A 26,388-nucleotide genomic window follows, 5' to 3' on the forward strand; every position below is an offset into this window, starting at 1 on the left:
GACTCCCTTTCATATAAGGGGGTCGTTTTATAATGCCCGAAAGTTTTGCGAGGAGGAAACAAAATGGAGCTCTATACAAATTTACGACAAGGGGAAAAAGGAGCTTGGTTATCGATAGCTACTTACTTAGTACTGAGCTCAGTAAAGCTAACGATTGGTTATATCGGAACATCGGAAGCGTTAAAAGCAGATGGCTTAAATAATACGACTGATATTATCGCATCGATTGCCGTTCTAATTGGCTTACGTATTGCCCAAAGACCGCCAGATTCCAATCACCAATACGGTCATTTACGCGCTGAGACGGTTGCTTCACTCGTTGCTTCATTTATTATGCTTGTTGTTGGCCTACAAGTATTGATCGCTTCCTTACAAGGACTTTGGGAGCCAACAGGTACAACGCCATCGCTACTAACAGCATTTGTTGCAGTTGGCAGTGCGGTCGTGATGTACGGCGTCTATCGCTATAATTTAGCTCTTTCCAAAAAAATACGTAGTGCCGCTGTCAAAGCTGCTGCCTATGACAATCGTTCAGATGCGCTTGTCAGCATCGGGACGGCTATCGGGATTTTCGGTGCCATTTTCGGTTTTCCAATTATCGATACATTAACAGCTCTTGTTGTAGCCTTTTTAATATTGAAAACGGCTGTAGAAATATTTTGGGATGCCGTACAAAGTCTTACAGATGCCTTTGATATTGATGAAGTAGAAACATTGTCTGTCTTAATTCGCAATGTTAACGGCGTTATTGAGCTGCTAGATTTCAAAGGACGCGCTCACGGCAATATGTATTTTATCGATGTAACAGTCACTGTGAATCCATATTTAAATGTTTTTGAAAGTCATCGTATTACCGAAGAAATTGAACATACAATTAAGCGAGAAAATCGCTTCTGTCAGGTGCTTGTGCATATTGAACCGCACATTGAACAACTACCTCCAACAAGCAACAGCCAGCCTCCTACCACTTAATGGTAAGAGACTGGCTGTTTTGCTTTACACCACTTCATACTTTTCACGCTTTATTACTTAACGGCAATATAAATATCGACCTGCGCTTTGTTCGGTTGGTTACATCGTTCACCATAAACTTCAAAGTCACCTGTATATGTTCGTTCTACGTCCGAGTTGGCAAACCAAGTCCAAATATTTTGCCAAGCTTTAATGACTATTTCTGGCATAACTCCCTCTTCAGACGTAAAAACTAAATATTTCGAAGCTGGCACTGTTTTCATGACCAAGCCATCTGGTACTTCATTGTCAGCAGCTACTTCGACTCCAAGCGTAATGGCGTACTCGCCATTGACATCTGTTTCATAGTCCGAATACAAGCCATACATAAGCTCTTTAGTTGGTAGTTGTCCCGCTACATTTTGCTGAAAATAGCTTGTCCATAACTTAGGTATTTTTGCTTGTGGTGTTATTTCATTCGCATTATTTGTGCGCGCTGAAATCCCTACTATGTGGAAACTTTCCTTTTCTATTAAAACGGGCTCTGTACTTGCACCTGTTGTCCAGCGTTTTAAGCTAGGTAAAAAAGAAGCTAACATGTGTCGTGCCTCTACTTCTGCCATGCCTTCTTCTTTTAAATGAGGTACGCATTGTTCAATCATCTCGTTGACAGTTATATCGGGCTGTTTAAACGCCCCTAATTCATAACAATATGTGCAATAATCCTGGCATACTTGCCCATCTTTTTCGCTCCCTAATAATTCTACATTCACTAATGGCATGCCACAGCTTTGGCAATAACTTTGCATAATGAATACCACCCTTCGTTCATTTGTTTACACTATACCAAAGCAAACTTGACATCTGTATGTCAGCTATTGAAAAGAAATCATTTACGACTTGTGTTGTGCATATAATGCCACAATTTCCTGCGCCCGCCTTTGTACGATATCAACTAAGTGAGGTGGATTCATTAGCTTGACTCGATTACCAAAACTTAAGAGCAGCCCATATAACCATTCATCTTCTGGCAATGCAATTTGAACAATCGATTGATCATAATTTATATGTGCAGCACCAAATGTTTCTTCTACTAATGTCTGAATTGATGCATCGAATGACAGTGTGAGTTCTACTAAGTTTTGTGGCTGTTGCCAAGCTTGATCCCAAGGTTGTTCTGATAAATGAACTTCCTTTCGTTGAAAACTTCGTAACTCTTCTTTTATATCCTTCATTCTAGAAATTTTAAATAGTCGAAAACCGCTTCTTAATGTGCAATAGCCATAGATATACCATACTTTGCCCTTTTGAACTAAAGTATGTGGCTCTATTAAACGTTTGGTCATCGTGCCGTGTGTAGTCGAATACAAAAAGCTGACACAATGTTCTTGCTCAATTGCCTTTTTTAAGACGGTGATTTGTTCCTTTAATAAGCCATTTTGCCCCCATGGACTAAGGTCTATAAATAAATGGTCCATCGATTGCTTCACTTTGTCATCTGCAACGCCTGTTAATTTTTCTAATACAGCTTGTGCATGCGTATCCTCATAGGATGTTAAAGCACTTTGAAGGGCTATCGATAGAGAGGTTAGCTCATCTTTCGTTAAAATTTGCTTATCCATGCGATAGCCTTCGATTAAGCTTATCCCACCATTTACGCCTTGCTGACTTAAAACTGGTACACCAGCACTGCTAAGGGTTTCAACATCCCGATAAATCGTTCGTACGGAGACATTAAATAACTCCGCTAATTCTTGCGCTTTCACTTTTTTGCGATTAATTAAGATCATCGTCATTGTTAATAAACGATTTAATTTCACCTCGTCAGCCCCTTCATTTTGGACAAATTTTAAAGTCACACACGACTTTTCCACAACACAGTAATTTTCAATTACTTATATCCTATACTTTTTAAGTATTTTTTAAGTACCTTTTGAGTTTTGTTTAAGTCAAATGTACTATAATAGCGGCTACTACATTATACATTCATTAGAATGTATGGACAAAATAAGAAAAAAAAGGAGCTTTCAATCCCTTCAGTTAAATAGTTTAACTATTGCCATTTTCTTTTTTCAAAATAGTTTAATGTTAAACGCTTACATTATTTCAATTCTCTTAACACTACATAAAAAACTTTTATCCTCTATATAATGGGGAGACCTTTCAAAAACAATGAACTAGAGTTTAATGGTTTTCAATTTAATTGTATAAAGGAGATTTTGATGTGATTCGAGCCGTTTTAATAGACAATGAACCTCTAGCATTACAATATTTTCAAAATAAGCTACAAAACTTTCAACAAATAGAGGTTATCAAAACCTTCACTAGTGTAAAGCTATTTTTAAATAGCCTGCCATCACTGGACTTTGAAGTCATATTTTTAGAAATAAAGCTTGATGAACTGAATGGACTTGAAGTAGCTGATATTATCAAAAGCAATCGACCACATGTAATTGTTATATTTATAACTTCGTATTCAGATTTTGCCATACAAGCCTATGAAATTGGGGGACTTGATTATTTACTTAAACCGATTAGCCAAGCACGTTTAGAAAAAACTGTATCACGTATTGAACATGAATTTTCCATGCAACAGTTGGTACAACAAACTTCTAATACGATGTTGAACGTCCAATGCTTCAATCAATTCGCAACGTACAGTAACAATAGTCTTGTGTCCTTTAAAACTGAGAAAACGAAAGAATTATTTGCCTATTTTATTTTACATCCGAATATGCCGATTCATCGGGATGTATTAATTGAGATTCTTTGGCCAGATTTAGATTATGTTCGCGCAAAATCTAATCTTCATACTGCCCTATCTTATTTAAGAAAAACATTAAATAATATGGGTTATTCAAACTGTATTATATTTTCTAATAAATATTATATTTTTGAGAAACCAAATATTCTATGTGATTTATATGAATTCCAAGATTATTACAGCGACTTTAAGAAATTAGATTTTCCGCCAATTTCATTAATCAATCAATGTCTTACAATTTATAAGGATGGCTTACTCATATTTGATGACTATGAATGGGCTACCGCTACTAGAGATAAATTAACCAAATCATACATAGAGTTATTAGAGAAAGGTTTTCAAACGAGCATCGTAACCGAATCGGAAAAAGCGATTGATTATCTTCATCGTTTATTAGAGTTTGATCCTTATAATGAACAGAAGCTTGAACAATATTTACAACAATTAGTAGATGCAGGATTGTATACACAGGCCTACACTATTTTTTTAACCTATGAACAAAAATTAAAAGAAGACTTGGCACTCACTCCAAGTTCTACTTTACTAGAAATGTCTAACAAATTATTTATTCATAATCGCTAAATGCCTATGTACGAAGAAAGAATAAATCTGAAAAGCACTAGTTAATGGTAATGCAAGCTGCGACTCCTACACTTATTAAATTGCCAGCAATATGTTACGCTCAATGTCTTTTATTCAAGTGCTTCGAGCGGAGGCGGTGACACCTGCTCACAACGCATATATGACGCAACAAGGTGCGCGTTAGCGAGGCTTGCGGCTTACAGCGAAAAGCACTGTCGCAGCGTATATAACAGTAAAGAAGAAGTGTTAGATTGAGACATTCAATCTAACACTTCTTCTCTTTTCTTACTTTACTGGCCGCTGCCTTCTGTCAGTCCGTGCTTTACTGCATAGAGTGCAGCTTGTGTCCGATCTTGGACTTGTAGCTTCGTAAAAATATTAGAAATATGCGTTTTTACTGTTTTTTCCGTAACGAATAAGGATGCAGCAATTTCTCGATTACTTTTGCCCTTTGTTAGCTCAGCAAGCACATCTTGCTCGCGGGGCGTTAGTGGATTTAAAACATGTAATGCATTTTCGGTTTCTTGGCGATCCATCTCAAGTGTGGAAGTCGCTTCAGGATGCAATGTATGTTCACCTTGCATAATACGACGAATTGATAATACTAATTCATCCGGTTCAATATCCTTAAGCTGATAGCCAGCCGCCCCTGCTTCCATCGCTGGCACAACATGGTCGCGGTCAGAAAAGCTCGTTAACATTAAAATTTCAATGTGAGGCAACTTAGCCTTAATGCGCTTCGTTGCTTGAATACCATCCATTTCAGGCATCACTAAGTCCATTAAAATAATATCAGGCTGAATACTTTCAGCTAACGCGACTGCTTCTGCGCCATTTTTCGCTTCCCCTACCACTTCAATATCTTTCTGTGTCTTTAAAAAAAATAATAATCCTCGTCGGACTACATGATGGTCATCTGCAATTAGTACACGAATCATTGTTATTCCCCCCTCAATATGGCAACCGGATTAGCAGCTCCGTTCCTTTGCCAATCTCACTCACCCAATCTGCTGTACCCCCTACCGATTTCGCTCGATCTTTAATCGATTGCAAGCCTATCGATAAAAGCTTGGTATTTTGATCAATCACAAAGCCTCGTCCCTCATCACGAATGACTAATAAAATATCCGTAGCTGTGACGGTAATATAAAGTGCCGCTTCGAGTACACCGGCATGGCGCCGTACGTTATTAAGAGCCTCTTGCGCCACACGGAACAATGTTTCTTCAATACGGGATGGAAATTGTAAAACACCCGATACGGTTACATGAAGCTTTAAGCCAAGCATTTCCGCATACACTTTAATGGCCTCTAATAAACCATTCTCCAAGCCTTTTGGTCTTAGCTGCCAAATAAGTGCACGCATTTCTGTTAAAGCATCTTGTGTTAAATGCTGAATTTCTTTAAACGTTTCTTTTACTTCACAGTCATTGCTCATTTCAATGCCAGCTCTCGCCGTTAATGTCACAGAAAATAATAGCTGGTTAACAGAATCATGTAAGTCCCGCGCTAGACGATTACGCTCCTTTACGAGCGCCATTTCCTGCTCCTGTTTCGTCAGTAATATACGCTTAATGGCCGAACCCATTTGAAAAGCAACTGATTCAAGTAAAGCGAGCTCTTCCTCTGAAAAACGCACTGTATTTTTTGAAGCGACATTCAAGACACCAAAACGCTCCTGTCCTGATTGAAGAGGAACTGTCGCATGATGTGTAATACCTTCGTGATCGCCAACATTGGCAGCTATTGCACTTTCAATGCGTTGACATTCAATAATATTAGAAGCCTTTTTTAATTCTTCATTGCGATAGCGAGAAACACACCAACAGCCGCCCTTTTTTAAATAGTGACAATTGTTATATTCAAGTGCCTCGGGTAAATTTTCATGGACAACGAGCTCTGATCGTCCCTTTTCATCAATAAAAAATATCCAACCGGTTTCAAAGTTTGTGCCGTTTAAAAACTTGACTAGTGCACCTTTTAATGTCGTGACAATTTCTGTTTCCTCATTTAATAATTCAGCAATTTCTTTCAAAATACTAATATTGGAGTGCTCGTTCTCTTTCACAAAAACACCTCTTTTTTCATGGCATTACTTAGTTTAATGATACCATTTCCAAGTCATAGGTGTCTGCCTGAGCCGTTCATACTTTAGACTGAATTTCCAACGTCTATCATCTATCCTTGTCCACAAGTACGAATTGCTAGAAGGTCAATAGAGGCGATAATTGAAACATTTTACTTCTAAATTCAAAACACATATAATCGTAACAAGTACATCGTTATAATAAAGGGAGTTTTCATATGTCAAAAAAAGAGGAAAATAGCTTATTGTTTATTTGGATTGTCTCTGTCGTTGCAACACTAGGCTCTTTATATTTTTCTGAAATTCGTCACTACGAGCCATGTAAAATGTGTTGGATTCAACGTATATTTATGTATCCAATAGCAATCATGACTACAATTGCCTTTATTCAAAAAAATGCACGTATCGCTGTAACAACAGCCGTCTTCGCCATTATAGGTGGCTCTGTATCACTTTATCATTATGGTATTCAAAAGCTAAGCTTCTTAGCGGCTTCTGCTCCTTCATGTGGTGCGGTATCTTGTACGGGCCAATACATAAACTGGCTTGGTTTTATTACCATCCCGTTTTTAGCATTAACTGCGTTTATTTTAATTGCTGGCGCAAGCTTCTACTTAATTAAAGCTACAAAAACTGCAAAATAATGCAATGCACTTGCAAGTGTATGATTTGTTCGATTTTTAGCATATTATCCGATAAAAAAATTCGCGATATGCCTGCGGGATAGCGATTCAAACCAGATGATGCAACGTTTATAGCCTGGTATTTATGAATCGCCCGCCTGTGGAAAAGGAGCGAATTTTTTTGTATCACAAAAGAAAAAATGAAAGGGTTTTTAAATAGACCCCATTCCACGGAGGAAAATAGATGTTTCAATATGAAATAACTGACAATAATATAACGATTGAGGAGCTTTTGCGAAATCATTGGCGACTAGGTAAAAAACTAGTCCACGAATTGCGTATGGAGAAGGCAGTCACTTCAGTTGATGGTGAGCCACTACTTTGGAAAGAGCCACTTGCTGCAGGTACAATACTAAACTTCACATTCCCTATCCCTGCCTCAAGTTATAAGCCGACACCTGTTTGTGCAATAGATATTGTCTATGAAGATGACCACTGTTTAATTGTGTCAAAACCAAAAGGGATGTCCACGCATCCTAATGATGAACGCGATACACATACTTGTATGAATCATGTCATGGCTCATATGAAAGAGCAAGGACGTGACTATGCCGAGCATGTACACCGTCTTGATAAAGGAACGAAAGGTTTACTATTAGTTGCCAAACATCCACTGGCGAAATCTATTTTCGATCGTATGATTGAAGAAAAAACTATTATTCGTACGTATGCAGCAGAAGTACAAGGAAATCTTCGCTCAACTTCTGGTACGATTGCAGAATCGATTGGCAAAGACCGCCATCACCCGACACGACGCGTCGTATCAAATAGCGGTCAACATGCTGTCACACATTATGAAGTTGTAGCACGCTATAAACATTCCTGCGTTGTCCACCTTGTTTTAGAAACTGGCCGTACACATCAAATTCGTGTCCATATGGCACATCTCGGTCATCCGATTATCGGTGATACGATGTACGGAGCACGCGAAACGGCTAGTGGTGACTATGAACTACATGCCATTCAATTGGAATTTGAACATCCATTTTTAAATAAACTTATTTTAGTGAAGGATGAACAATAGCAATACTTTAGTAGCACAAACCAAGCACTTGGTTTGTGCTACTTTTTTTATGTGAAAAGCGCAATGCTAATCTAGCATAAAACCCATTTATTAGTAGGTTTAAGTATGATTTTTAGAATTAATATATCTTCACCTATATTTTACAATAATTTTAATATTGTTTTTCCAATATTGGTAATGACGATAGATTTCTTTCATGTTAGAATAGAGTAAATTGTCAGTCATCTGACATATAAATGAGGGAGGAATTTATTAATATGAAATGGGTTAAAAGTATTGCAGCAACAACTCTAGTTGCAAGTTTACTAGCAACACCTGGTTTTGCTGCACATGCAGCTGAAACAGCACCAACAGCTACAAAAGAAGGATTTAATTTAACAATCTTACATTCAAATGACACACATGCACACGTAGAGGCAGCACCACAACGCGCAACAAAAATTAAAGAATTACGTGCTGCTAACGCAAACTCATTGCTATTAGATGCGGGTGACGTATTCTCTGGTACGCTATACTTCAATCAATTCACTGGAGAAGTTGATATGAAGTTAATGAACTTAATGGGCTACGATGCAATGACATTTGGTAACCATGAGTTCGATTTAGGGTCAAGCCCAGAAGGTCATGCTGCACTTGCAAAATTTGTTAAAGGTGCAGAATTCCCATTATTAGGAGCTAACCTTGACTTCTCAAAAGATTCTTTATTTGATGGCTTACAATTCAAAACTGTAGCAGAAGATTTCCAAAACGGCAAAATTTATAACGGTATTATTAAAGAAATCGACGGCGAAAAAGTTGGTATTTTCGGATTAACAACAGAAGAAACACCGTCTATTTCTAGTGTTGCTAGCGTAGAATTCACAAATTATATTGACTCTGCGAAAAAAGCAGTTGCTGAGTTTGAAAAACAAGGCGTAAATAAAATCGTTGCGCTTACACACATCGGCTTTGATGACTCGAAAGATTTCGATAACGACCAATTACTTGCAGCAGCAGTAGAAGGTATTGACGTTATTGTTGGTGGTCATACACATACAAAATTAGATAAAGCTGTGAAAGCTGAAACTTCATTCAAAAACCCTACGATTATCGTACAAACAGGTCAATATAGCGAAAACTTAGGTCAGCTTGATTTAACATTTGACGATAACGGCGCTGTTGTAGAATATTTCGGCCAATTACATGCGTTAAATAATAAAGAAAATCCTGTAGCAGCTGACGCTGAAGCAGCAAAATTATTAGCACCATATAGCGAAAAAATTGCCGCAGTTAAACAACAATCTACAGGCAATACTGCTGTGTCAGTACTTGATGGTAAACGTGGACTTTGGGGTGTTCGTGCTGGTGAAACGAATCTAGGTAACGTTATTACAGACGGTATGCTTGCTGGCGCTAAAAAAATCGACCCAGAAGTACAATTTGCTTTCCAAAACGGTGGCGGTATTCGTGCGAGCATTGACGCTGGCGATATCACTGTTGGTGAAGTAATGACAGTCATGCCTTTCGGTAATGCACTTGGTATCGTTAAATTAACAGGTGCTGAACTCTATGAAATTGCTGAACATAGTGTAAAAGAATTCCCGAAAGAATCAGGTGGCTTCCTTCATTTCTCTGGTCTACAAGTAGAATTTGATGGTAAAGCGCCAGCTGGTAAACGCGTTAAATCTATTAAATTAAACGGTAAAGAGCTAGATAAAGCTGCATACTATAAAGGTGCAACAAACACATTCACTGCTAAAGGTGGAGACGGCTATGATACACTTGCAAAAGCTTACGCAGATGGCCGTGTAAGTGAGCCTGGTACAGTTGACTTTGAAATGTTTATCGATCATTTAAACACGCTTAAAACAGTAGACGCTAAAGTGGAAGGTCGCATTATCGCTACTATTCCATTTACAGATATCGCAAAAGGTTCTGAAACAGAAGGTTACGTTCGTGATCTTTACTACCGTGATTTAACACAAGGCACTTCAGCAACAACATATTCACCAAATGCTAACTTAACTCGTGCACAAGCTGCATCATTTATTGCGCGCGTATTAAAACTTGAAGCAAAAGGTGAAGCAACATTCTCAGATATTACTAGTTTAGAAGCTGCAACTCAAAAAGAGATTACAGCACTTGCAGAAGCAGGCATTGTACAAGGTCAAAATGGCAAATTCAATCCTACTGCAAAAGTAACTCGTTCTCAACTTGCTTTAATGTTTGCACGTGCTTATAACTTACAACATGATGCAAAAACTGGCTTAACTGCTGATTTCAGCGATATTTCTAAATACAATAAAGAAACACAAGACGCTATCGCACTTATGCAAGATTTAAAGATTGCTAGCGGTTCAAATGGCAAATTCATGCCTAATAACAATGCTACACGTGCACATATGGCAAAAATGCTTTCTAACTACATTCCTTATGTAAAAGAATCTAAATAATAAAACACAAAATCCCGCTTCAACTAGTTTGATAGCGGGATTTTTATGTTTAAAAATTAAACTTAAAATTATCTGGATCTTGTCCAAAACGATGATTCCGATTTAACGTTGCGATGTTATCCATCTGAGCTTGCGTTAATTCAAAATCAAAAATTTGCGCATTCTCCTCAATACGACTCGGCGTCACTGATTTTGGAATAATCAATGTGTCCTTTTGCAAATGCCAACGCAGGACGATTTGTGCCGCAGACTTCCCTAATTCTTGAGCAATTTCAAGAATGGTCGGATTATCAAGCACACCTCCACGACCTAACGGTGACCATGCTGTAACAGCTATTCCATGCTCTGCACAAAACGCCTTTAATGCATCTTGTTGTAAGTATGGGTGCAATTCGACCTGATTGACCATTGGCGCAATATTGGCTTTAGCTAACAGCTTTTCTAGGTGATGCTCATGATGATTCGACACACCTGTTGCTCGGATTAACTTTTCATCATACAATCGTTCAATTGCTCTGTATGTTTCCTCAAATGTTTCAGGTACAGCCCAATGCGTTAAATATAAATCTAAATAATCCATATTTAATTTTTTTAATGACACTTCAAAAGCACGTAGCGTTGCATCATAGCCTTGGTCAGTATTCCAAACCTTTGTCGTGACAAAAATATCCTCGCGTTTAATGCCGGAATGGCGAATTGCCTCCCCCACTTCTACCTCATTACCGTATAACGAAGCAGTATCAATCGCGCGATACCCAACTTTCAAAGCTTTATCAATCGCTTGCAACGTTTCATCACGTTCTGTCATTTTGTATACGCCTAGACCAAAGCGAGGCATTTCAATACCATTTGTTAACGTTTTTGTTGATTGTAAATTCAAAAACATCAGCCCCTTTCTTTTCCTAGTTTTATTATACAAAACATTGGATTGAAAATAATGCAATTCGTATCTGTTACAGGGATTTTGCTATGCTCCGCGGAATTACTACGCTGTTTCGCGGAATTCTCACCTTGCTTCGCAGAATCCTTTCTCTGCTTCGCGGAATTCTTGCTCTGCTCCGCGGAATTCTTACTCTGCTTCGCGGAATTCCTCCTCTGCTTCGCGGAATTCTCGCCATGCTCCGCGGAATCCTTGCGCTGCTCCGCGGAATTCTTACTCTGCTTCGCGGAATTCTCACCTTGCTTCGCGGAATTCTTGCCTTGTTCCGCGGAATTCTTGCGCTGCTCCGCGGAATTCTTGCCTTGTTCCGCGGAATTACTCCGTTGCTTCGCGGAATCCTCACCCTGCTCCGCGGAATTCTTGCTCTGCTTCGCGGAATCCTCACCTTGCTCCGCGGAATTCTCGCTTTGCTTCGCGGAATTACTACGCTGTTTCGCGGAATTCTTGTTCTGCTTCGCGGAATTCTCACCTTGCTTCGCGGAATTCTTACCTTGCTCCGCGGAATTCTTGCTCTGCTCCGCGGAATTACTCCGTTGTTTCGCGGAATCCTCACCTTGCTCCGCGGAATTACTCCGTTGCTCCGCGGAATTCTACCTCTGCTCCGCGGAATTCTCGCCTTGCTTCGCGGAATTACTCCGTTGCTTCGCGGAATCTCCGCCTTGCTCCGCGGAATCCTCACTCTGCTTCGCGGAATCCACCTTGCTCCGCGGAATTCTCGCCTTGCTTCGCGGAATTCTCACTCTGCTCCGCGGAATTCTCACTCTGCTTCGCGGAATTCTCGCTTTGTTCCGCGGAATTCTTACCTTGCTTCGCGGAATCTCAGCTCTGCTTCGCGGAATTCTCACCTTGCTCCGCGGAATTCTCGACTTGCTCCGTGGAATTCTTACCTTGCTTCGCGGAATTACTCCACCGCTTCGCAGAATTCAACTATTGCTTGTCTTCCGGCTCATCGTCTATTTGAATCGGGTCAGCAATGCGATCATCCTCGGCGAGTTCCAAACCATCTCGTAAATGCTCCATTTGTTTGCCGAGATCTTGCAACTCTTTAAAATTACTCACCATTGTACCGTTTTCTATATTCGGGACCTTTTTTTCCATTATTATCACCTCTTTTATAGTTTTCCCGAAAACTTATGTTCTGAACCATTTCTGACATATTTTATTTAGCAATGTCGTTTCATTTTCAAAGTAGATAGGCTATACTAAAAAGAGATTTGCTTATAAACATGAGGAGGGTTCTTCCATGAAGTTACTATTAATTATTGGTGTAACTGTTGCTTTCTTGGCTGCTATTTTCACTGCTGGGTACGAAGGCGACTACAAAGCGGACAAATAATACCTCAAGAAAATCACTAAGTATTTTCGAATGCTTAGTGATTTTCTTATTCATTAGAAGTAGCCACTTACGGTTACTTCTTTTTTTTTGCGAAAAAAACAATTGCTTGACTTCCAATACTTTATAAAATATACTTACTTACATTAAGTAACTTGATAATTATTAATAACCTTATATTTGGAGGACTACTACTATGCATTTTCATGAAAAACCGAACACATATGTCACAAATGTTGAAATTAAAGTAAGTGATTTACAACGCTCATTAACATACTATCAAGAAATTATTGGCTTTAAAGTTTTACAACAACAATCGAACCGAGCTACTTTAACCGCCGATGGAAAAACTGCGTTGCTCACTATTGTTCAACTGCAAACAGTCGAACAAAAAACACGCACTACAAGTGGTCTTTATCACTTTGCATTACTGTTACCAACGCGTCGTGATTTAGCTAATATCATTACTCATTTCCGACAATCAGGCGTGTACTTTGGTGCATCAGACCACGATGTAAGCGAAGCACTTTACTTGCATGATCCAGATGAAAATGGTATTGAAATTTATGTAGACCGCCCTGCAAGTGACTGGACTTGGCACGCAGACCAAGTGTATATGGTAACTGAGCCGCTTAATATTTCTTCAATATTAGATGAAGCGAATGGTGTATGGGACGGACTACCTGCAAATACGGTCATGGGTCATATTCATTTATCCGTTTCAAGCTTAGCTGCCGCAGAGGAATTTTATACAAAAGGCTTAGGCTTTGACATTGTCACTCGCTATGGTAAGCAAGCATTATTTATTTCCACGGGCCGTTATCATCATCATATCGGCTTAAATACTTGGTATTCAGAAGGCGCACCAAAGCTTGGAGAAAATCAAATTGGTTTAAAAACATATACACTTCGCTTAGATAATGAAGTGCAAGCACATACATTAAAAGAAAATTTACGCCAACTAGGGGCGCCTGTTCTTACTATTGATGACGGCTTCCAAACTGAAGATCCTGCTGGTAATGTTATTTTACTGAAATATTAAGGAGGTTATCTTATGGAGTTTGGTATATATACGTTAGCAGATATCGGGCAAAATCCTGTGGATGGCTATACGCCTACCGCTAAGGAACGACTCGATGAAGTAATGCAATATGGACAACTAGCTGATGAAGCTGGTCTTCAAGTGTTTGGTGTTGGAGAGCATCACCGTTTAGATTATGCCGTTTCAGCTGTACCTGTCGTATTATCAGCATTATCACAGCGGACAAAAAACATTCATTTAATGAGTACGACAACTGTTCTTAGCACTGTCGATCCAGTACGACTGTATGAAGATTTTGCAACACTGGACTTACTATCAAATGGTCGCGCTGAAATCGTCGCTGGACGAGGTGCCTTTATCGAATCTTTCCCGCTATTCGGCTATGATGTTGATAATTACGACGCATTATTTGAGGAAAACTTAGCCTTACTATTAAAACTAAACAAAGAAGCGCGTGTAACGTGGAGCGGACAATATCGCACATCACTTCAAAATGCTGACATCGCACCGCGCGCTAATCGTGAAATCCCCATCCATATTGGCGTGGGTGGTACACCGGAAAGTGCTATTCGTGCGGGACGATACGGCGTTGGCCTTAACTTAGCCATTTTAGGCGGAGATCCGAATCGTTTTAAACATTTAGTTGATGTGTATCGTGAAGCATTGCAAGAGGCAGGTCATGATGACAATACAGCGAAAATTACTGTATCTGGGCATGCTTACTTTGCCGACAGTTTAGCACAGGCTAAGGAAGAGTTTTATCCGCATTATTCAAATTATTGGCACTATGTGAATGCACAACGCGGTATGCGCTATCACTTATCTAAAGAAGGCTTTGACAATATGACGGCTGGACATAATGCACTATTTGTCGGTAGCCCGAATGAAATAATTGAAAAGATTTTAATGCAGCATGAACTATTCGGTCATTCACGTTTTATGGCACAGCTTGATATTGGTGCCGTACCATTTAAACAAGTGGCTAAATCTATTGAACTACTAGGCACGCAGATTATGCCAGCAGTCAATAAAGAGCTAAAAGAATAACTTAATCTTTGTTGGCGGGTGCCAATATATTGCCCATGCTAGCCATGTATTAATGATTTACCAAGTAAAAATCCACGAAGACTCCTGCTCAGAACGCACGGAACTTTAGACGCAACAGGCGGCGCGACTGCGACGGTTGTGGCTTACGTCGTGCCCGCGGAAAGCGCAGTGGATTTTTACGCTTTAGAAAGCCGATACTACGCTAGCTATCTAAACTAAGTGCCAGGCACTCCACTATGGCTATCGCTGATAGAAGTCACCGAATCGCTGATAGCACTGTGGATATCGCCGGTAAAACTGCAAAAATCACTCGCCGTACAGCAAAAAAGTGTTAGATTGATCGAATCAATCTAACACTTTTCTCTTTTCTAATGTAAACCAGGGTAGCCCTGTTGGCGTAGAGCCTCATAAATAACAATCGCAGCTGTATTCGATAAATTCAAAGAACGCACATGTTCACTTTGCGGAATTCGGAGGCACATGTCTTTGCGCTCATAAGCAAAATCCTTTGGTAAACCGGTCGTTTCTTTGCCAAACATAAAGTAAATGTCCCGATCCTTATTACTAAAATCATGCGTAGTAAACGGTTCTTCACTGTACGTTTCAATTAAATAGACATCACCATTTTTAGATGCTTCTAAAAAGTCCTCAAGTGAATCGTGATAGACGACGTTGACACTATGCCAATAATCTAAGCCTGCACGTTTCAGCATTTTATCGTCTGTTGAAAAGCCAAGTGGACGAATTAAATGTAGTGAGGTATTGGTACCAGCACAAGTACGTGCAATGTTTCCTGTATTTGCTGGAATTTCTGGTTGATATAAAACGATATGCAATGGCATAACGAAACACTTCCTTAGCTAAAAAATTGTAATCCTTTATTTATTTCCACGAGGACTTCCGCATCTTGTTCTTTCTCCTGTGCAGTGAGTAAAGCTTTTTCCGCTTGCTCCCCACCAATCTTGCCTAATGCCCATGCTGCCGTTCCGCGAATCACTGGTCGTTCATCTTTTGTCAAAAGTCCAACTAAATCAGGTACGGCCGCTTCCTCTTTAAAGTGTGCTAACGCTAAAATGGCATTACGTTGTATCGGCTTTTTACCTCGCCAGGAGCCGGAAACATGTCCAAACTTTTCTTTAAACTCTCGATTGGAAATCGTTAAAAGAGGTGTTAGTAATGGCTTGGCAAGCTCTGGATCAGGCTTAAACTCCTCATGTATCCAATTAATCTTGCCTTTATTTTTTGGACAAACGGTTTGGCAAGTATCACAGCCATATAAACGATTGCCAATATGTGAGCGGAATTCGTCTGGAAGATAACCTTTCGTTTGTGTTAAAAAGGCGATACATCGCTGAGCATTTAGCTGCCCACCTTCGATTAGTGCACCTGTTGGACAAACATCCAAACATAAGCGACAATCACCACATTCATCTTCTATTGGTTTATCTGGTGCAAAAGGGATATTCGTAACGAGCTCTCCTAAATAGACATACGAACCAAACTCCGGTGTAATAATCGAGCAGTTTTTCCCGCTCCAACCAATACCCGCACGCTCAGCTACCGCCCTATCAACAAGCGCACCTGTATCTACCATCGACTCAATGCGCACATTGGGCACTCGTTCCTCCAGCCAGGCGGCTAGTAATGCTAAGCGCTGACGTAATGCTGTATGATAATCGACGCCCCAAGAAGCTCTGCAAAATATGCCACGTCGTGCTCCCTTTTTGCCTACAGGTGCATCTTTAATTCGAGAAGGGTACGCGACAGCTATCGCCACAATACTTTCTGCATCTTCTAGCAATTGAAGCGGTTCCGTTCGTTTTTCAATATCGCTCTCTTCAAAACCTGATTGGAAACCAAGCTCCTGCTGGCGACGCAGTCTATTCTTTAATTCTGTAAATGGAGCTGCCGTTGTGAAACCTATTTTATCAACGCCAATGGACATTGCATACGCCACAAATTCTCGTTGCAGGTCATGTATGTTCATTTTATTTCCAACTCCTTACATGATATAATAATTAAAATAAATAAAGTAGGTGATTTTATATGGAAGTATCACTGAATCCATCGTTGTTAACGCAACTTCCAGAGCTGAAAATCGGCATTATTCATTATACCAAAATTGTCGTAGCAGAATCGCCCCAAATGATTAAAGGTCGCATGCAATTATATCAAGAAAATCTTTATTTAGAAATGCAGGACCAACCTGTAAGCGAACGTAAAGGTATTGCAGAATGGCGACAACTTTGGAAACAACTTGGCGCAGATCCGAATCGTTATCGTCACGCTGCTGAAAGCTTAATGCGTCGAGTGAGTAAGCAAAATTATTTAACACCTTTCCATTCTGGTGTCGATTTAAATAATTTTTTCTCTCTTCAATACGAAATTCCAGTTGGTATCTATGATATAGCTCATCTTCAAGGTAATGTAGAAATTGCACTTGGCAATGAGGAAACAAGCTATGAAGGCTTAAATGGGCGTTTCAATACGCTAAATCATATTATGTTTAGTCGTGATGCGGAGGGGCCATTTGGTTCTCCATATGTCGATTCAAAACGTACGGCTGTTTCTGAGGAGACAACAGAAGCGCTACATATTTTCTATCTCCGCCCTTCCCTTTCAACTGAAGATGCCCACAAGCTTCTTGCCTCAGCCGGTAAAATGTTCAATCAAATTCATGGTGGAGACTATCAGATAGCTTTGTTAACAAATGCTACGCCATCAATTACTTTATAAAGGACGTGTTTTCATGATTAATCTTGCAGAAGCAGTTAAACTGAAAAGCATTTTAGCAAAAAAGGTTCAGGAACTTATTAATGAGCTACATCGCAGTGCCTTTGTAACGGTTGAAAAAGGACAAGCACCTAAAACGAGTAATCGCGCTATGACTGTTATTGAAAGTGAGCTAGCGCAAGTACGTCTTGATATTAGAACATTAGATCGCCTTGTCTATGAGGCGAATATTCAGAACAAAGTTGACTTTAAAGGCGAGCAGCTTGCACTTGTAGAGGCCATTGAACTAGCTTCACAACTTCGCGCTGAAGCCGAACTTTGTAAACACTTGGGCACACATGAAAAAGAAACTGTACGTATGGGCTATGGTGAAGGCACAATGTTATATGAAATTGCCATGTTCGAGCCAGATGCGTATCGTGAACGTTCACTTCAACTCGAAAAAGATGCACATAAACTTTCTAATTTGATTAATGCCAAAAACTATAGCGTAGAAATACAATTTGACGATTCTCGCTATTTCTAAGCTCGGGGCGGTGAGACTCCAAACCGAGTCGGATGGCTGTTTTTCAAAACTACTTAGGTAGACTTACTTTAAACCAATAACATGTGACCTGTTACTTTATGACCGATGACCTATAACCAACCATTGGCAAAGGCATAACAAAACACAATCATATGATATTTGAAAAAGCCATCTGAAGACTCTCTTACACCATGTGTGTAGGAGAGTTTTTTATGTCTATTTTGCCAATCACTTGGACAAACTTTGTTTAGTACAATTGGAAGGAGCAATAGTAATGAACCATTCTCATGAAAAAGATGATACATTAACCAATCGCCAAGGTCATCCGGTGACCAACAATCAAAATTTACGAACAGTCGGCAATCGAGGGCCTGCAACGCTTGAAAATTATGATTTCCTTGAAAAAATAAGCCACTTTGACCGAGAAAGAGTTCCTGAACGTGTTGTACATGCGCGTGGGGCTGGTGCACATGGCTACTTCGAAACATATGGAGTTGTTGGCGATGAGCCTATTTCTAACTATACAAGAGCAAAAGTATTTCAGGATAAAGGCAAACAAACACCTGTTTTCGTCCGCTTCTCTACGGTTATTCATGGTGGACATTCACCGGAAACATTACGTGATCCGCGCGGCTTTGCTGTCAAGTTTTATACAGAAGACGGAAACTGGGATTTAGTTGGCAACAATCTAAAAATCTTCTTTATCCGTGATGCCATGAAATTTCCAGATATGATTCATGCTTTTAAGCCAGATCCTATTACAAATATTCAAGATGTTGAACGCTTCTTTGATTTCTGTGCAAGTTCTCCAGAAACCTTCCATATGGTAACCTTTGTGTATTCACCTTGGGGCATCCCAGCCAATTACCGGATGATGCAAGGTTCGGGTGTGAATACGTATAAATGGGTGAATAGCGAGGGTAAAGCTGTTCTTGTCAAATACCACTGGGAGCCATTGCAAGGCATTAAAAACTTAACACAAAAAGAAGCTGAAGAAATTCAACAAAAGAACTTTAACCATGCCACACAAGATTTATATGATGCCATTAAACGTGAAGATTATCCTGAATGGGAGTTAAATGTACAAATTATGGAGGATGGTCCTCATCCTGAACTTGATTTTGATCCACTGGATGATACAAAACTATGGCCAAATGACAAGTTCCCCTGGTATCCAGTCGGAAAAATGGTATTAAATAAAAACCCCGAAGACTATTTTGCTGAAGTTGAACAAGCTACTTTCGGAACGGGTGTCCTCGTGGATGGCTTAGATTTCTCAGACGATAAAATGCTTCAAGGTCGTACGTTCTCCTATTCCGATACACAGCGTCATCGAGTTGGCGCCAACTATTTACAACTACCTATCAATGCGCCGAAAAAGCGAGTAGCGACTAACCAAAGCGGTGGACAAATGATGTATAAACGCGATCTAGCACCTGGACAAAATCCACATGTTAACTATGAGCCGTCTATGTTAAATGGTTTAAAAGAAGCTGCTCAAACAGCGAAAGAATACACACCCTATATAGAAGGAAATTTAGTGCGCGAATCGATTGATCGTCAAAGTAATACGAAGCAAGCTGGTGAAACCTATCGCAATTTTGAGCAATGGGAACGCGATGAACTATTAGAAAACTTAATTCGGGATTTATCGACTTGTAATATAGCCATACAGGAGGCGATGATTGCATTAGCTTCGGAGGCAGATGAAGAATACGGTCGCTTACTAAATGAAGGCTTACAAGTCGCACAAACAAATGCATCTTCTGCAAAGCCTCTCGGTAATATTGATGGCGCTCAAGCCCCTAAAGATGCCGTTGACAAAGGCCACGATGCAGAACCTTACTAATCTCGGTGCCAGGCACCCAAACAATTTTGAATTTTCAAACTTTTAATACTAAGAAAAAATCCACTTTCACTTCTGCGGCTTACACTATGCCGCGGAATGTAAAGTGGATTTTTTAGCAAGTGCCAGGCACTCACACAATTCTCACACAATTTCCAAACAATTTAATGTACACCCGGTAAAAGACGTAGCACTTTTTCCTGCGCGTCTAAAATTGCATCGACTCCTAATGGGATTGCTATATTTGTTGCTTCATGGCCGATTTTAAAGCCTGCTACGACAGGTATTCCTAAATTACTAAAATACTCTTTCATTAACGTTAGCAACGCCTCGTCATTTGCTTCGGTTTGCGTAAAGGAACCAATCACTACACCTGCTAATTGTTCTAGCTTTCTTGCTTGCTTTAATTGCTGCAACATAGCATCAATTCGTGGTATTGTTTCTGCAATATCTTCAATCAATAAAATTCTACCTTCAGTACGAACTTCAAATTTAGTGCCTAACGTGCTAACTAAACGTTGTAAATTACCACCTATTATGGGTCCACGCGCAACCCCTGAAGCAATTGTTGTTAATGGAGAAATCGCTTCTGTATACTGTATTTCAATTGGAGAAAACAACTGTAAAAACATCTTTTTCGATAAATCATCCATTTTATCTGCAGCCATTAACAATGGTCCATGGAAGGTCGCGATATTTGCGTATTCATTGATGGCACAATGCAAATATGTAAGGTCAGAGAAGCCCCAGAAAATTTTTGGATTTTCCGCGAGTAACTCATAATCAATTTTGCCAGCAATACGGGCAGAACCGTAGCCACCTTTGACACAAAAAATCGCCTTCACCTCGGGGTCTTTAACCATTGCATGAAAATCCGCAAGTCTTACATCATCACTACCTGCTAAGTAGTCGTGCTTTGCTGTGATCGTATCCCCTATTTTATAGCGGAGGCCTAACTCATCTAGAAAAGCTAAAGCCTTTCCTAATTTCTCCGGTTCCACAAGACTAGACAAACAAACAAGGCCCACTGTATCGCCTTTTTCTAAATGTGCTACTGTACTTATCATGTTCCCCCTCCTATCCTACCTCTCATTCTAGCATAGAAGCATCATTTATCAGGACAAATAAAAAGCGTAGACTATAAAATAAAGTCTACACCTTCACATTTTATTTTGTACCACCATAAATAATCGTTACATTTGGATGATGTAATAATCTGCTCGCTGGGAATGCTTCCGTTACTTCCCCGCTTTTTAATTTTTCTATAGCTTCTAACTTCTTTTCACCAAAAGCAATTAACACAATTGCCTTTGCATTCATGATTGATTGAATACCCATTGTAATGGCATGTGTAGGTACTTCATCCGGATGATCAAAATAAATTGCATTTTCAGTTCGTGTTGATGGTGTCAGTTCTACAATGTTTGTAAGCGAATCAAATGACGTACCTGGCTCATTGAAGCCGATATGTCCATTTACCCCGATACCAAGCAACTGCAAGTCGATACCACCAGCTTCTGCGATACGTGCATCATAGGCCACACATTCAGCGTCTAAATCTTGTACCTTGCCATTTGGTAAATGTATATTTTCTTCGTTAATATCCACATGATTAAATAAATTTTCATGCATAAACGTCCAATAGCTGGCTGGGCTAGTTTGTTCTATCCCTACATACTCATCTAGATTAAATGTGATAACATCTTTAAAAGACACGTTACCAGCTTGATAATGTTTCACTAACTCTTTATACATGCCAACTGGTGATCCACCTGTTGCTAGCCCTAAAATGCTAGCTGGTTTAGCTTGTAGTTGCTCAGTAAAAATATGTGCCGCTACGCTACTCATTTCATCGTACGAATTTACTTCTATCCACTTTATTCCGTTCGTCATTCATATACCTACCTTTAGAATCGTTATTTTTCACTAAAAATGGGAAATTCATTACTATCTAGTAGTGAATATATTAATTTTACAAGTTATTTAGCTTCATTTCTATTATTTTCTTTTTCAAATTTTTTCGTGTATTCTATTATCATTTCGGTTATGTTATTTAGTAAGGAAGTGAGGCGATTTTATGAATTCACAAATACAACAATATTTAAACTATCTTCAATTTCAAGGATCTATTGAACCTTCTATTCAGTTACTTGGTCAGTTACAAACGAAACATCTCCACGCTATACCTTATGAAAATTTAGACGTCGCCTTGAAACGTAACATTTCCTTCGCTATTCCTGATCTTTTTCAAAAAATGATTGTTCAACAACGCGGAGGCAATTGCTTTGAACTTAATATTTTATATAGCTGGCTACTTCGTGAGCTCGGTTTTTCTGTAACAAACCGCTATGCTCAATTTTGGCGCAATATCGATGCACATACGCCTATTGAAGATGTCCCTATGCACCAGCTCCTCCTCGTTCACTATAACGGTAGATCATATATTTCGGACGTTGGAGTAGGTGCGCTTGCGCCATGTAAACCAGTGCCGTTAATTGCTGGGCACGAACATCGTGAAGGAAATGAGCTTTACAAAGTCGAATGGGATGACAAATACGGTTGGATGCTATATGAGCAAAAACCCCATCAATGGCGCCTGCTTTATAACTTTACTGATGAAGCGAACGATGCCAACTTTGCCCCAAGGCTTTCTCAGCAAAAAAACAAAATTGCCATGATTCGGACGCCTTCCGGTCGACATACGATGTTCAATCATGAATTCCGAATATATGAAGGGCACTCAGTAACAACTTATACAACACATACTGAGAAGGAATGGCTGCAAGCACTTCAACGGTATTTTCATATAAATCTTAAAATGAGTGAATGATAGCAGCCCGTGCAAGCTGAGAGCTATAACTTACTACAATAAGGCATTATAAAAAGTGTTAGATTGACTTTAGTCGATCTAACACTTTCTCTTTGTATTCAAGCGGCTTGCTAATTGGCTGTTCGCTTTAGTAGCTCGTATACAACTTCCCCATCGTGAAGTTCCTTAACTAAGCCAATGCCATCTACAAAATAATAAGTTTTCACGTCATCAATATATTTAAATCTTTCTTCTAAGATGGCTACATTTTTATAATTAACACCGCCTGCTCGCACCGTTCCATTCGTCGTTTGAACAGTGATCCGATTACCATTTACAGGACCTTCATCGTCTTCGTGAACAATGACACCAATTCTAAGAGGTAACCCTATATAAAAATCGTAATGTGAGCTGTAGTCTTGAGCAATTGCTTGCGCATAGACAAAGCCATCATAATATAATAATTCATCCTGAAACTGCTTATTATTCGTCGTATTAGTAATTGACCAAACATCATTTTTATTATCATTGTGGCTGTATTGATAGTTTAATGTATATCTTCGGCCATCTTCTGGTGAATAATATGCATAGCTGTATTGATAGGCAGGGTCCTTTAGTAAATTAGGCTTTGATAAGGTCATTGCACGAGCAACAAATGCTGAAAAATGCGCACGCGTTAACGGCATTTTCGGCTTAAATGAACCATCTTGATATCCTCTTGAAATATTATTGTTCGCTACTGCTACTATTTCTTTATAACCAGGTGTCTTTTCCGTAACATCTGTAAAATAATAAGGGCTTGTTCCTGTTAATTTAAAGGCACGTTGCAAAACAATGGCCATATCAGCTCTCGACAACGTCCCATTCGGATTAAATTTCTTTGCTGCATCAAATATTCCCACATTTTGTGTAGCAGCAATTTCTTTATAGTAAATATGGGATGTCGGAACATCTTGATACTTCGGATTTTTGACGTTCGTTGTTTTCAATCCTAACGCACGCGTTAACATAACAGCTACCTGTGCCCTTGTTACATAATCATTCGGTTTAAACGTGCCATTAGGATACCCTTTAATAATCCCTTTCTCTACTAAATAATCTATTTCCGTACTTAACGTATTGTCAGCTGACACATCTTTAAAGCTAGCCGCATATGCAGACTGGATTTGTAATAACCCAAACATTAAAACTACAATCAAGATTCTACTTATTGTCTTCATACCATTCCCCCTATATTTTTCTCGTCTTTGTTATCCTATTCATCTAGCAAAACAAATATTAACTAAAAGTACTTTTTTAATAGTTTTCTCATCATTCCATACCCTATTGAAAAAACGTTTACACTAGCATTTGTTAAATAAAAAAACCCCCTGCAAAGCTTTGCAGGGGTGTTCATAGTATTATTTTTTATTTTGAATTAAAGCAAAACCTAGCCCAGTAGGATCCACTAAATAGGCAAGATAAAAATCATCAAATTCCATTTTGTCTCTGACTATATTAGCTCCATTGTCCATCGCTTTTGCTATAGACTCATCCATCGAATCTACTTCGATTTGCACGCGTATTCCATGTGGATAATCACTTGGACCTTTACCAATCCCACCGTTGATTCCATTTTGCTCGCTAGCACCTGTCGTCACAGCCCAGTAATCCCAACGAGGCTCAGCAATTTCCCAAGCAAAAACTTTAGAATAAAAATCCGCTGCTTTTTCAGGCTCTTGACTATTTAGTTCAAATCCTATTACTCTACCCAATTTATTGCCCTCCTATTTTTGAAGAATAAATTAAAGTTCCTGCTATACAAATAAGCCACGACAGCAACTATCTTTTTCAACATTGCATAATCGCTAAATATATTTGTAAAGGCGTCCAGTAATAAAAAATAGCTGCTAGGAGTAGTAACAAGGATAATAGTTTATTTTTCATAAGTATTACCTCCAGCCCTAACATCAAAAATAGTATAACATATAAATAATTCTGAATATACAAACTTTATTATTTCTAGTTTATTTTATTGCACTTAATATTTGCTATTATTTAAAAACGAAAAAAGACCTCAACAACTGTGTTGAGATCTTTTTTATATACTTTGGATACCGGTGGTCGGGGTCGAACCGACACTCCAAAGGAACACGATTTTGAGTCGTGCGCGTCTGCCAATTCCGCCACACCGGCATAATACTTTAGAGATAAAAAAAATCGGAGTATCCGATTAAGAAAAAATATGGAGGCGGCAACCGGATTTGAACCGGTGATAAAGGTGTTGCAGACCTGTGCCTTACCACTTGGCTATGCCGCCATATTATTGGAGCGGAAGACGAGGTTCGAACTCGCGACCCCCACCTTGGCAAGGTGGTGTTCTACCACTGAACTACTTCCGCATAAATGGCTGGGGTACTAGGATTCGAACCTAGGCATGACGGAATCAAAATCCGTTGCCTTACCGCTTGGCTATACCCCAACAATGGGGCGACTGATGGGAATCGAACCCACGAATGCCGGAACCACAATCCGGTGCGTTAACCACTTCGCCACAATCGCCACTGCTTTATAGTTTTAATTTTAATTTTATATTAAATGGGGCGACTGATGGGAATCGAACCCACGAATGCCGGAACCACAATCCGGTGCGTTAACCACTTCGCCACAACCGCCATAAAATTAATTGGCAGGGGCAGTAGGAATCGAACCCACACCAAAGGTTTTGGAGACCTCTATTCTACCGTTGAACTATGCCCCTATTAAATAAAAAAACTGGTGGAGGGGGACGGATTCGAACCGCCGAACCCTAAGGAGCGGATTTACAGTCCGCCGCGTTTAGCCACTTCGCTACCCCTCCGGGAAAACATGGTGCCGGCTATAGGAATCGAACCCACGACCTACTGATTACAAGTCAGTTGCTCTACCTGCTGAGCTAAACCGGCAAAAAACAAGATGGGTCAGGACGGAATCGAACCGCCGACACTTAGAGCTTCAATCTAATGCTCTACCAACTGAGCTACTGACCCATATTTATTATTTAAAATGGCGGTCCCGACCGGGATCGAACCGGCGATCTCCTGCGTGACAGGCAGGCATGTTAACCGCTACACCACGGGACCATTTTGGTTGCGGAGACAGGATTTGAACCTGTGACCTTCGGGTTATGAGCCCGACGAGCTACCACTGCTCCACCCCGCGACAATACTAATTTAATTTTTAAAAATGGTGGAGGATGACGGGCTCGAACCGCCGACCCTCTGCTTGTAAGGCAGATGCTCTCCCAGCTGAGCTAATCCTCCATCTGGGTATTCGTTATAAATGGTGACCCCTACGGGATTCGAACCCGTGTTACCGCCGTGAAAGGGCGGTGTCTTAACCGCTTGACCAAGGGGCCACTTTATGATTGGGATCCTAAAGTGCTGGCGGAGAGTAAGGGATTTGAACCCTTGAGACAGTGTTAACCGCCTACACGATTTCCAATCGTGCTCCTTCGGCCACTCGGACAACTCTCCAAGAATGGCTCCGAAGGCAGGACTCGAACCTGCGACAACCTGATTAACAGTCAGGTGCTACTACCAACTGAGCTACTTCGGAATAATTTTAGTATGT

The 26,388-nt window shown here is 39.8% G+C and carries 23 protein-coding genes and 16 tRNA genes; 11 read left to right on the plus strand and 28 right to left on the minus strand.

What is annotated here, in order from left to right; translation table 11 throughout:
- The first annotated feature begins 63 nt into the window (after positions 1-63).
- On the plus strand, positions 64-972 hold the full coding sequence (locus ACKVEV_RS13330; RefSeq protein ID WP_409366888.1) for a cation diffusion facilitator family transporter: 909 nt from the start codon (positions 64-66) through the stop codon (positions 970-972).
- A 53-nt stretch (positions 973-1,025) separates the two neighbouring features.
- Here ACKVEV_RS13330 and ACKVEV_RS13335 read toward each other — a convergent pair whose 3' ends face one another.
- Together ACKVEV_RS13335 and ACKVEV_RS13340 are read right to left on the minus strand one after the other, a co-directional pair.
- On the minus strand, positions 1,026-1,760 hold the full coding sequence (locus ACKVEV_RS13335; protein WP_409366889.1) for an effector binding domain-containing protein: 735 nt from the start codon (positions 1,758-1,760) through the stop codon (positions 1,026-1,028).
- An 84-nt stretch (positions 1,761-1,844) separates the two neighbouring features.
- Positions 1,845-2,771, minus strand: a complete 927-nt coding sequence (locus ACKVEV_RS13340; protein ID WP_409366890.1) for a helix-turn-helix transcriptional regulator — start codon at positions 2,769-2,771, stop codon at positions 1,845-1,847.
- A 404-nt stretch (positions 2,772-3,175) separates the two neighbouring features.
- Here ACKVEV_RS13340 and ACKVEV_RS13345 point away from each other — a divergent pair, with 404 nt between their 5' ends.
- Positions 3,176-4,297: a response regulator gene (locus tag ACKVEV_RS13345; protein WP_409366891.1), complete on the plus strand. Its 1,122-nt coding sequence runs from the start codon at positions 3,176-3,178 to the stop codon at positions 4,295-4,297.
- Positions 4,298-4,587: 290 nt separating this feature from the next.
- Here the strand turns inward: ACKVEV_RS13345 and ACKVEV_RS13350 are convergent, their stop codons facing one another.
- Together ACKVEV_RS13350 and ACKVEV_RS13355 are read right to left on the minus strand one after the other, a co-directional pair.
- Positions 4,588-5,235 (minus strand): response regulator, encoded by a 648-nt coding sequence (locus tag ACKVEV_RS13350; RefSeq protein ID WP_409366892.1) that lies wholly within the window; start codon positions 5,233-5,235, stop codon positions 4,588-4,590.
- A 13-nt stretch (positions 5,236-5,248) separates the two neighbouring features.
- On the minus strand, positions 5,249-6,364 hold the full coding sequence (locus tag ACKVEV_RS13355; RefSeq protein ID WP_409366893.1) for a GAF domain-containing sensor histidine kinase: 1,116 nt from the start codon (positions 6,362-6,364) through the stop codon (positions 5,249-5,251).
- A 236-nt stretch (positions 6,365-6,600) separates the two neighbouring features.
- On the opposite strand from ACKVEV_RS13355, the gene ACKVEV_RS13360 reads away from it, so the two are divergent.
- The 3 genes from ACKVEV_RS13360 to ACKVEV_RS13370 all read left to right on the plus strand — a co-directional run bounded on the left by ACKVEV_RS13360 (position 6,601) and on the right by ACKVEV_RS13370 (position 10,521).
- Positions 6,601-7,026 (plus strand): disulfide oxidoreductase, encoded by a 426-nt coding sequence (locus tag ACKVEV_RS13360; protein WP_409366894.1) that lies wholly within the window; start codon positions 6,601-6,603, stop codon positions 7,024-7,026.
- Positions 7,027-7,249: 223 nt separating this feature from the next.
- Positions 7,250-8,089, plus strand: a complete 840-nt coding sequence (locus ACKVEV_RS13365) for an RluA family pseudouridine synthase (RefSeq protein WP_409366895.1) — start codon at positions 7,250-7,252, stop codon at positions 8,087-8,089.
- Positions 8,090-8,346: 257 nt separating this feature from the next.
- Positions 8,347-10,521 carry a 5'-nucleotidase C-terminal domain-containing protein gene (locus tag ACKVEV_RS13370; protein ID WP_409366896.1) on the plus strand — a complete coding sequence of 725 codons (2,175 nt, stop codon included), beginning with the start codon at positions 8,347-8,349 and terminating at the stop codon, positions 10,519-10,521.
- 49 nt (positions 10,522-10,570) lie between these two features.
- On the opposite strand, the gene ACKVEV_RS13375 is transcribed toward ACKVEV_RS13370, so the two are convergent.
- The gene (locus ACKVEV_RS13375; protein ID WP_409366897.1) at positions 10,571-11,401 is read right to left on the minus strand and encodes an aldo/keto reductase; all 831 of its coding nucleotides are present in this window, start codon (positions 11,399-11,401) and stop codon (positions 10,571-10,573) included.
- 987 nt (positions 11,402-12,388) lie between these two features.
- Entirely contained in the window at positions 12,389-12,559 is a 171-nt protein-coding gene (locus ACKVEV_RS13380; protein ID WP_409366898.1) for a hypothetical protein, read from the minus strand.
- A 431-nt stretch (positions 12,560-12,990) separates the two neighbouring features.
- Between ACKVEV_RS13380 and ACKVEV_RS13385 the strand changes: the two genes are divergently transcribed.
- Positions 12,991-13,836: a VOC family protein gene (locus ACKVEV_RS13385; RefSeq protein WP_409366899.1), complete on the plus strand. Its 846-nt coding sequence runs from the start codon at positions 12,991-12,993 to the stop codon at positions 13,834-13,836.
- A 12-nt stretch (positions 13,837-13,848) separates the two neighbouring features.
- Positions 13,849-14,883, plus strand: a complete 1,035-nt coding sequence (locus ACKVEV_RS13390; protein WP_409366900.1) for an LLM class flavin-dependent oxidoreductase — start codon at positions 13,849-13,851, stop codon at positions 14,881-14,883.
- Positions 14,884-15,251: 368 nt separating this feature from the next.
- On the opposite strand, the gene trmL is transcribed toward ACKVEV_RS13390, so the two are convergent.
- Both trmL and queG read right to left on the minus strand, forming a co-directional pair.
- Positions 15,252-15,725: a tRNA (uridine(34)/cytosine(34)/5-carboxymethylaminomethyluridine(34)-2'-O)-methyltransferase TrmL gene (trmL, locus tag ACKVEV_RS13395; RefSeq protein ID WP_409366901.1), complete on the minus strand. Its 474-nt coding sequence runs from the start codon at positions 15,723-15,725 to the stop codon at positions 15,252-15,254.
- A 14-nt stretch (positions 15,726-15,739) separates the two neighbouring features.
- Entirely contained in the window at positions 15,740-16,870 is a 1,131-nt protein-coding gene (queG, locus tag ACKVEV_RS13400) for a tRNA epoxyqueuosine(34) reductase QueG (RefSeq protein WP_409366902.1), read from the minus strand.
- A 59-nt stretch (positions 16,871-16,929) separates the two neighbouring features.
- Between queG and ACKVEV_RS13405 the strand changes: the two genes are divergently transcribed.
- The 3 genes from ACKVEV_RS13405 to ACKVEV_RS13415 all read left to right on the plus strand — a co-directional run bounded on the left by ACKVEV_RS13405 (position 16,930) and on the right by ACKVEV_RS13415 (position 19,991).
- Entirely contained in the window at positions 16,930-17,619 is a 690-nt protein-coding gene (locus ACKVEV_RS13405; protein ID WP_409366903.1) for a B3/4 domain-containing protein, read from the plus strand.
- 13 nt (positions 17,620-17,632) lie between these two features.
- On the plus strand, positions 17,633-18,142 hold the full coding sequence (locus ACKVEV_RS13410; RefSeq protein WP_409366904.1) for a hypothetical protein: 510 nt from the start codon (positions 17,633-17,635) through the stop codon (positions 18,140-18,142).
- A gap of 274 nt (positions 18,143-18,416) precedes the next feature.
- The gene (locus ACKVEV_RS13415; RefSeq protein WP_409366905.1) at positions 18,417-19,991 is read left to right on the plus strand and encodes a catalase; all 1,575 of its coding nucleotides are present in this window, start codon (positions 18,417-18,419) and stop codon (positions 19,989-19,991) included.
- A 161-nt stretch (positions 19,992-20,152) separates the two neighbouring features.
- On the opposite strand, the gene ACKVEV_RS13420 is transcribed toward ACKVEV_RS13415, so the two are convergent.
- A complete protein-coding gene (locus ACKVEV_RS13420) occupies positions 20,153-21,055 on the minus strand; it encodes an LD-carboxypeptidase (protein WP_409366906.1) in 903 nt (300 codons plus the stop codon).
- A gap of 100 nt (positions 21,056-21,155) precedes the next feature.
- Entirely contained in the window at positions 21,156-21,869 is a 714-nt protein-coding gene (gene nagB / locus ACKVEV_RS13425) for a glucosamine-6-phosphate deaminase (RefSeq protein WP_409370556.1), read from the minus strand.
- A 196-nt stretch (positions 21,870-22,065) separates the two neighbouring features.
- Between nagB and ACKVEV_RS13430 the strand changes: the two genes are divergently transcribed.
- Complete coding sequence (locus ACKVEV_RS13430; protein ID WP_409366907.1) at positions 22,066-22,818, plus strand: arylamine N-acetyltransferase family protein; 753 nt, start codon at positions 22,066-22,068, stop codon at positions 22,816-22,818.
- Positions 22,819-22,928: 110 nt separating this feature from the next.
- On the opposite strand, the gene ACKVEV_RS13435 is transcribed toward ACKVEV_RS13430, so the two are convergent.
- From ACKVEV_RS13435 to ACKVEV_RS13520, 18 genes are all read right to left on the minus strand, one after another.
- A complete protein-coding gene (locus tag ACKVEV_RS13435; RefSeq protein ID WP_409366908.1) occupies positions 22,929-24,017 on the minus strand; it encodes an S-layer homology domain-containing protein in 1,089 nt (362 codons plus the stop codon).
- Positions 24,018-24,197: 180 nt separating this feature from the next.
- Entirely contained in the window at positions 24,198-24,551 is a 354-nt protein-coding gene (locus tag ACKVEV_RS13440) for a VOC family protein (RefSeq protein ID WP_409366909.1), read from the minus strand.
- 340 nt (positions 24,552-24,891) lie between these two features.
- Positions 24,892-24,972: transfer RNA gene (locus tag ACKVEV_RS13445), tRNA-Leu, on the minus strand.
- A gap of 50 nt (positions 24,973-25,022) precedes the next feature.
- Positions 25,023-25,096, minus strand: a tRNA-Cys gene (locus ACKVEV_RS13450).
- A 7-nt stretch (positions 25,097-25,103) separates the two neighbouring features.
- A tRNA-Gly gene (locus tag ACKVEV_RS13455) sits at positions 25,104-25,178 on the minus strand.
- Between the two features lie 5 nt (positions 25,179-25,183).
- Positions 25,184-25,258 (minus strand) — tRNA-Gln (locus tag ACKVEV_RS13460).
- A 4-nt stretch (positions 25,259-25,262) separates the two neighbouring features.
- Positions 25,263-25,338 (minus strand) — tRNA-His (locus ACKVEV_RS13465).
- 37 nt (positions 25,339-25,375) lie between these two features.
- A tRNA-His gene (locus tag ACKVEV_RS13470) sits at positions 25,376-25,451 on the minus strand.
- Positions 25,452-25,463: 12 nt separating this feature from the next.
- A tRNA-Trp gene (locus tag ACKVEV_RS13475) sits at positions 25,464-25,537 on the minus strand.
- A gap of 15 nt (positions 25,538-25,552) precedes the next feature.
- Positions 25,553-25,636: transfer RNA gene (locus tag ACKVEV_RS13480), tRNA-Tyr, on the minus strand.
- Between the two features lie 9 nt (positions 25,637-25,645).
- Positions 25,646-25,721 (minus strand) — tRNA-Thr (locus ACKVEV_RS13485).
- An 11-nt stretch (positions 25,722-25,732) separates the two neighbouring features.
- Positions 25,733-25,805, minus strand: a tRNA-Phe gene (locus tag ACKVEV_RS13490).
- A gap of 17 nt (positions 25,806-25,822) precedes the next feature.
- A tRNA-Asp gene (locus ACKVEV_RS13495) sits at positions 25,823-25,898 on the minus strand.
- Between the two features lie 4 nt (positions 25,899-25,902).
- A tRNA-Met gene (locus tag ACKVEV_RS13500) sits at positions 25,903-25,977 on the minus strand.
- A 25-nt stretch (positions 25,978-26,002) separates the two neighbouring features.
- Positions 26,003-26,078 (minus strand) — tRNA-Val (locus tag ACKVEV_RS13505).
- A 20-nt stretch (positions 26,079-26,098) separates the two neighbouring features.
- Positions 26,099-26,173 (minus strand) — tRNA-Glu (locus ACKVEV_RS13510).
- A 26-nt stretch (positions 26,174-26,199) separates the two neighbouring features.
- Positions 26,200-26,291 (minus strand) — tRNA-Ser (locus ACKVEV_RS13515).
- Positions 26,292-26,296: 5 nt separating this feature from the next.
- A tRNA-Asn gene (locus tag ACKVEV_RS13520) sits at positions 26,297-26,373 on the minus strand.
- Positions 26,374-26,388: the final 15 nt, after the last annotated feature.

The organism is Lysinibacillus sp. 38-6 (assembly GCF_046245175.1).
Taxonomy (GTDB): Bacteria; Bacillota; Bacilli; order Bacillales_A; family Planococcaceae; genus Lysinibacillus.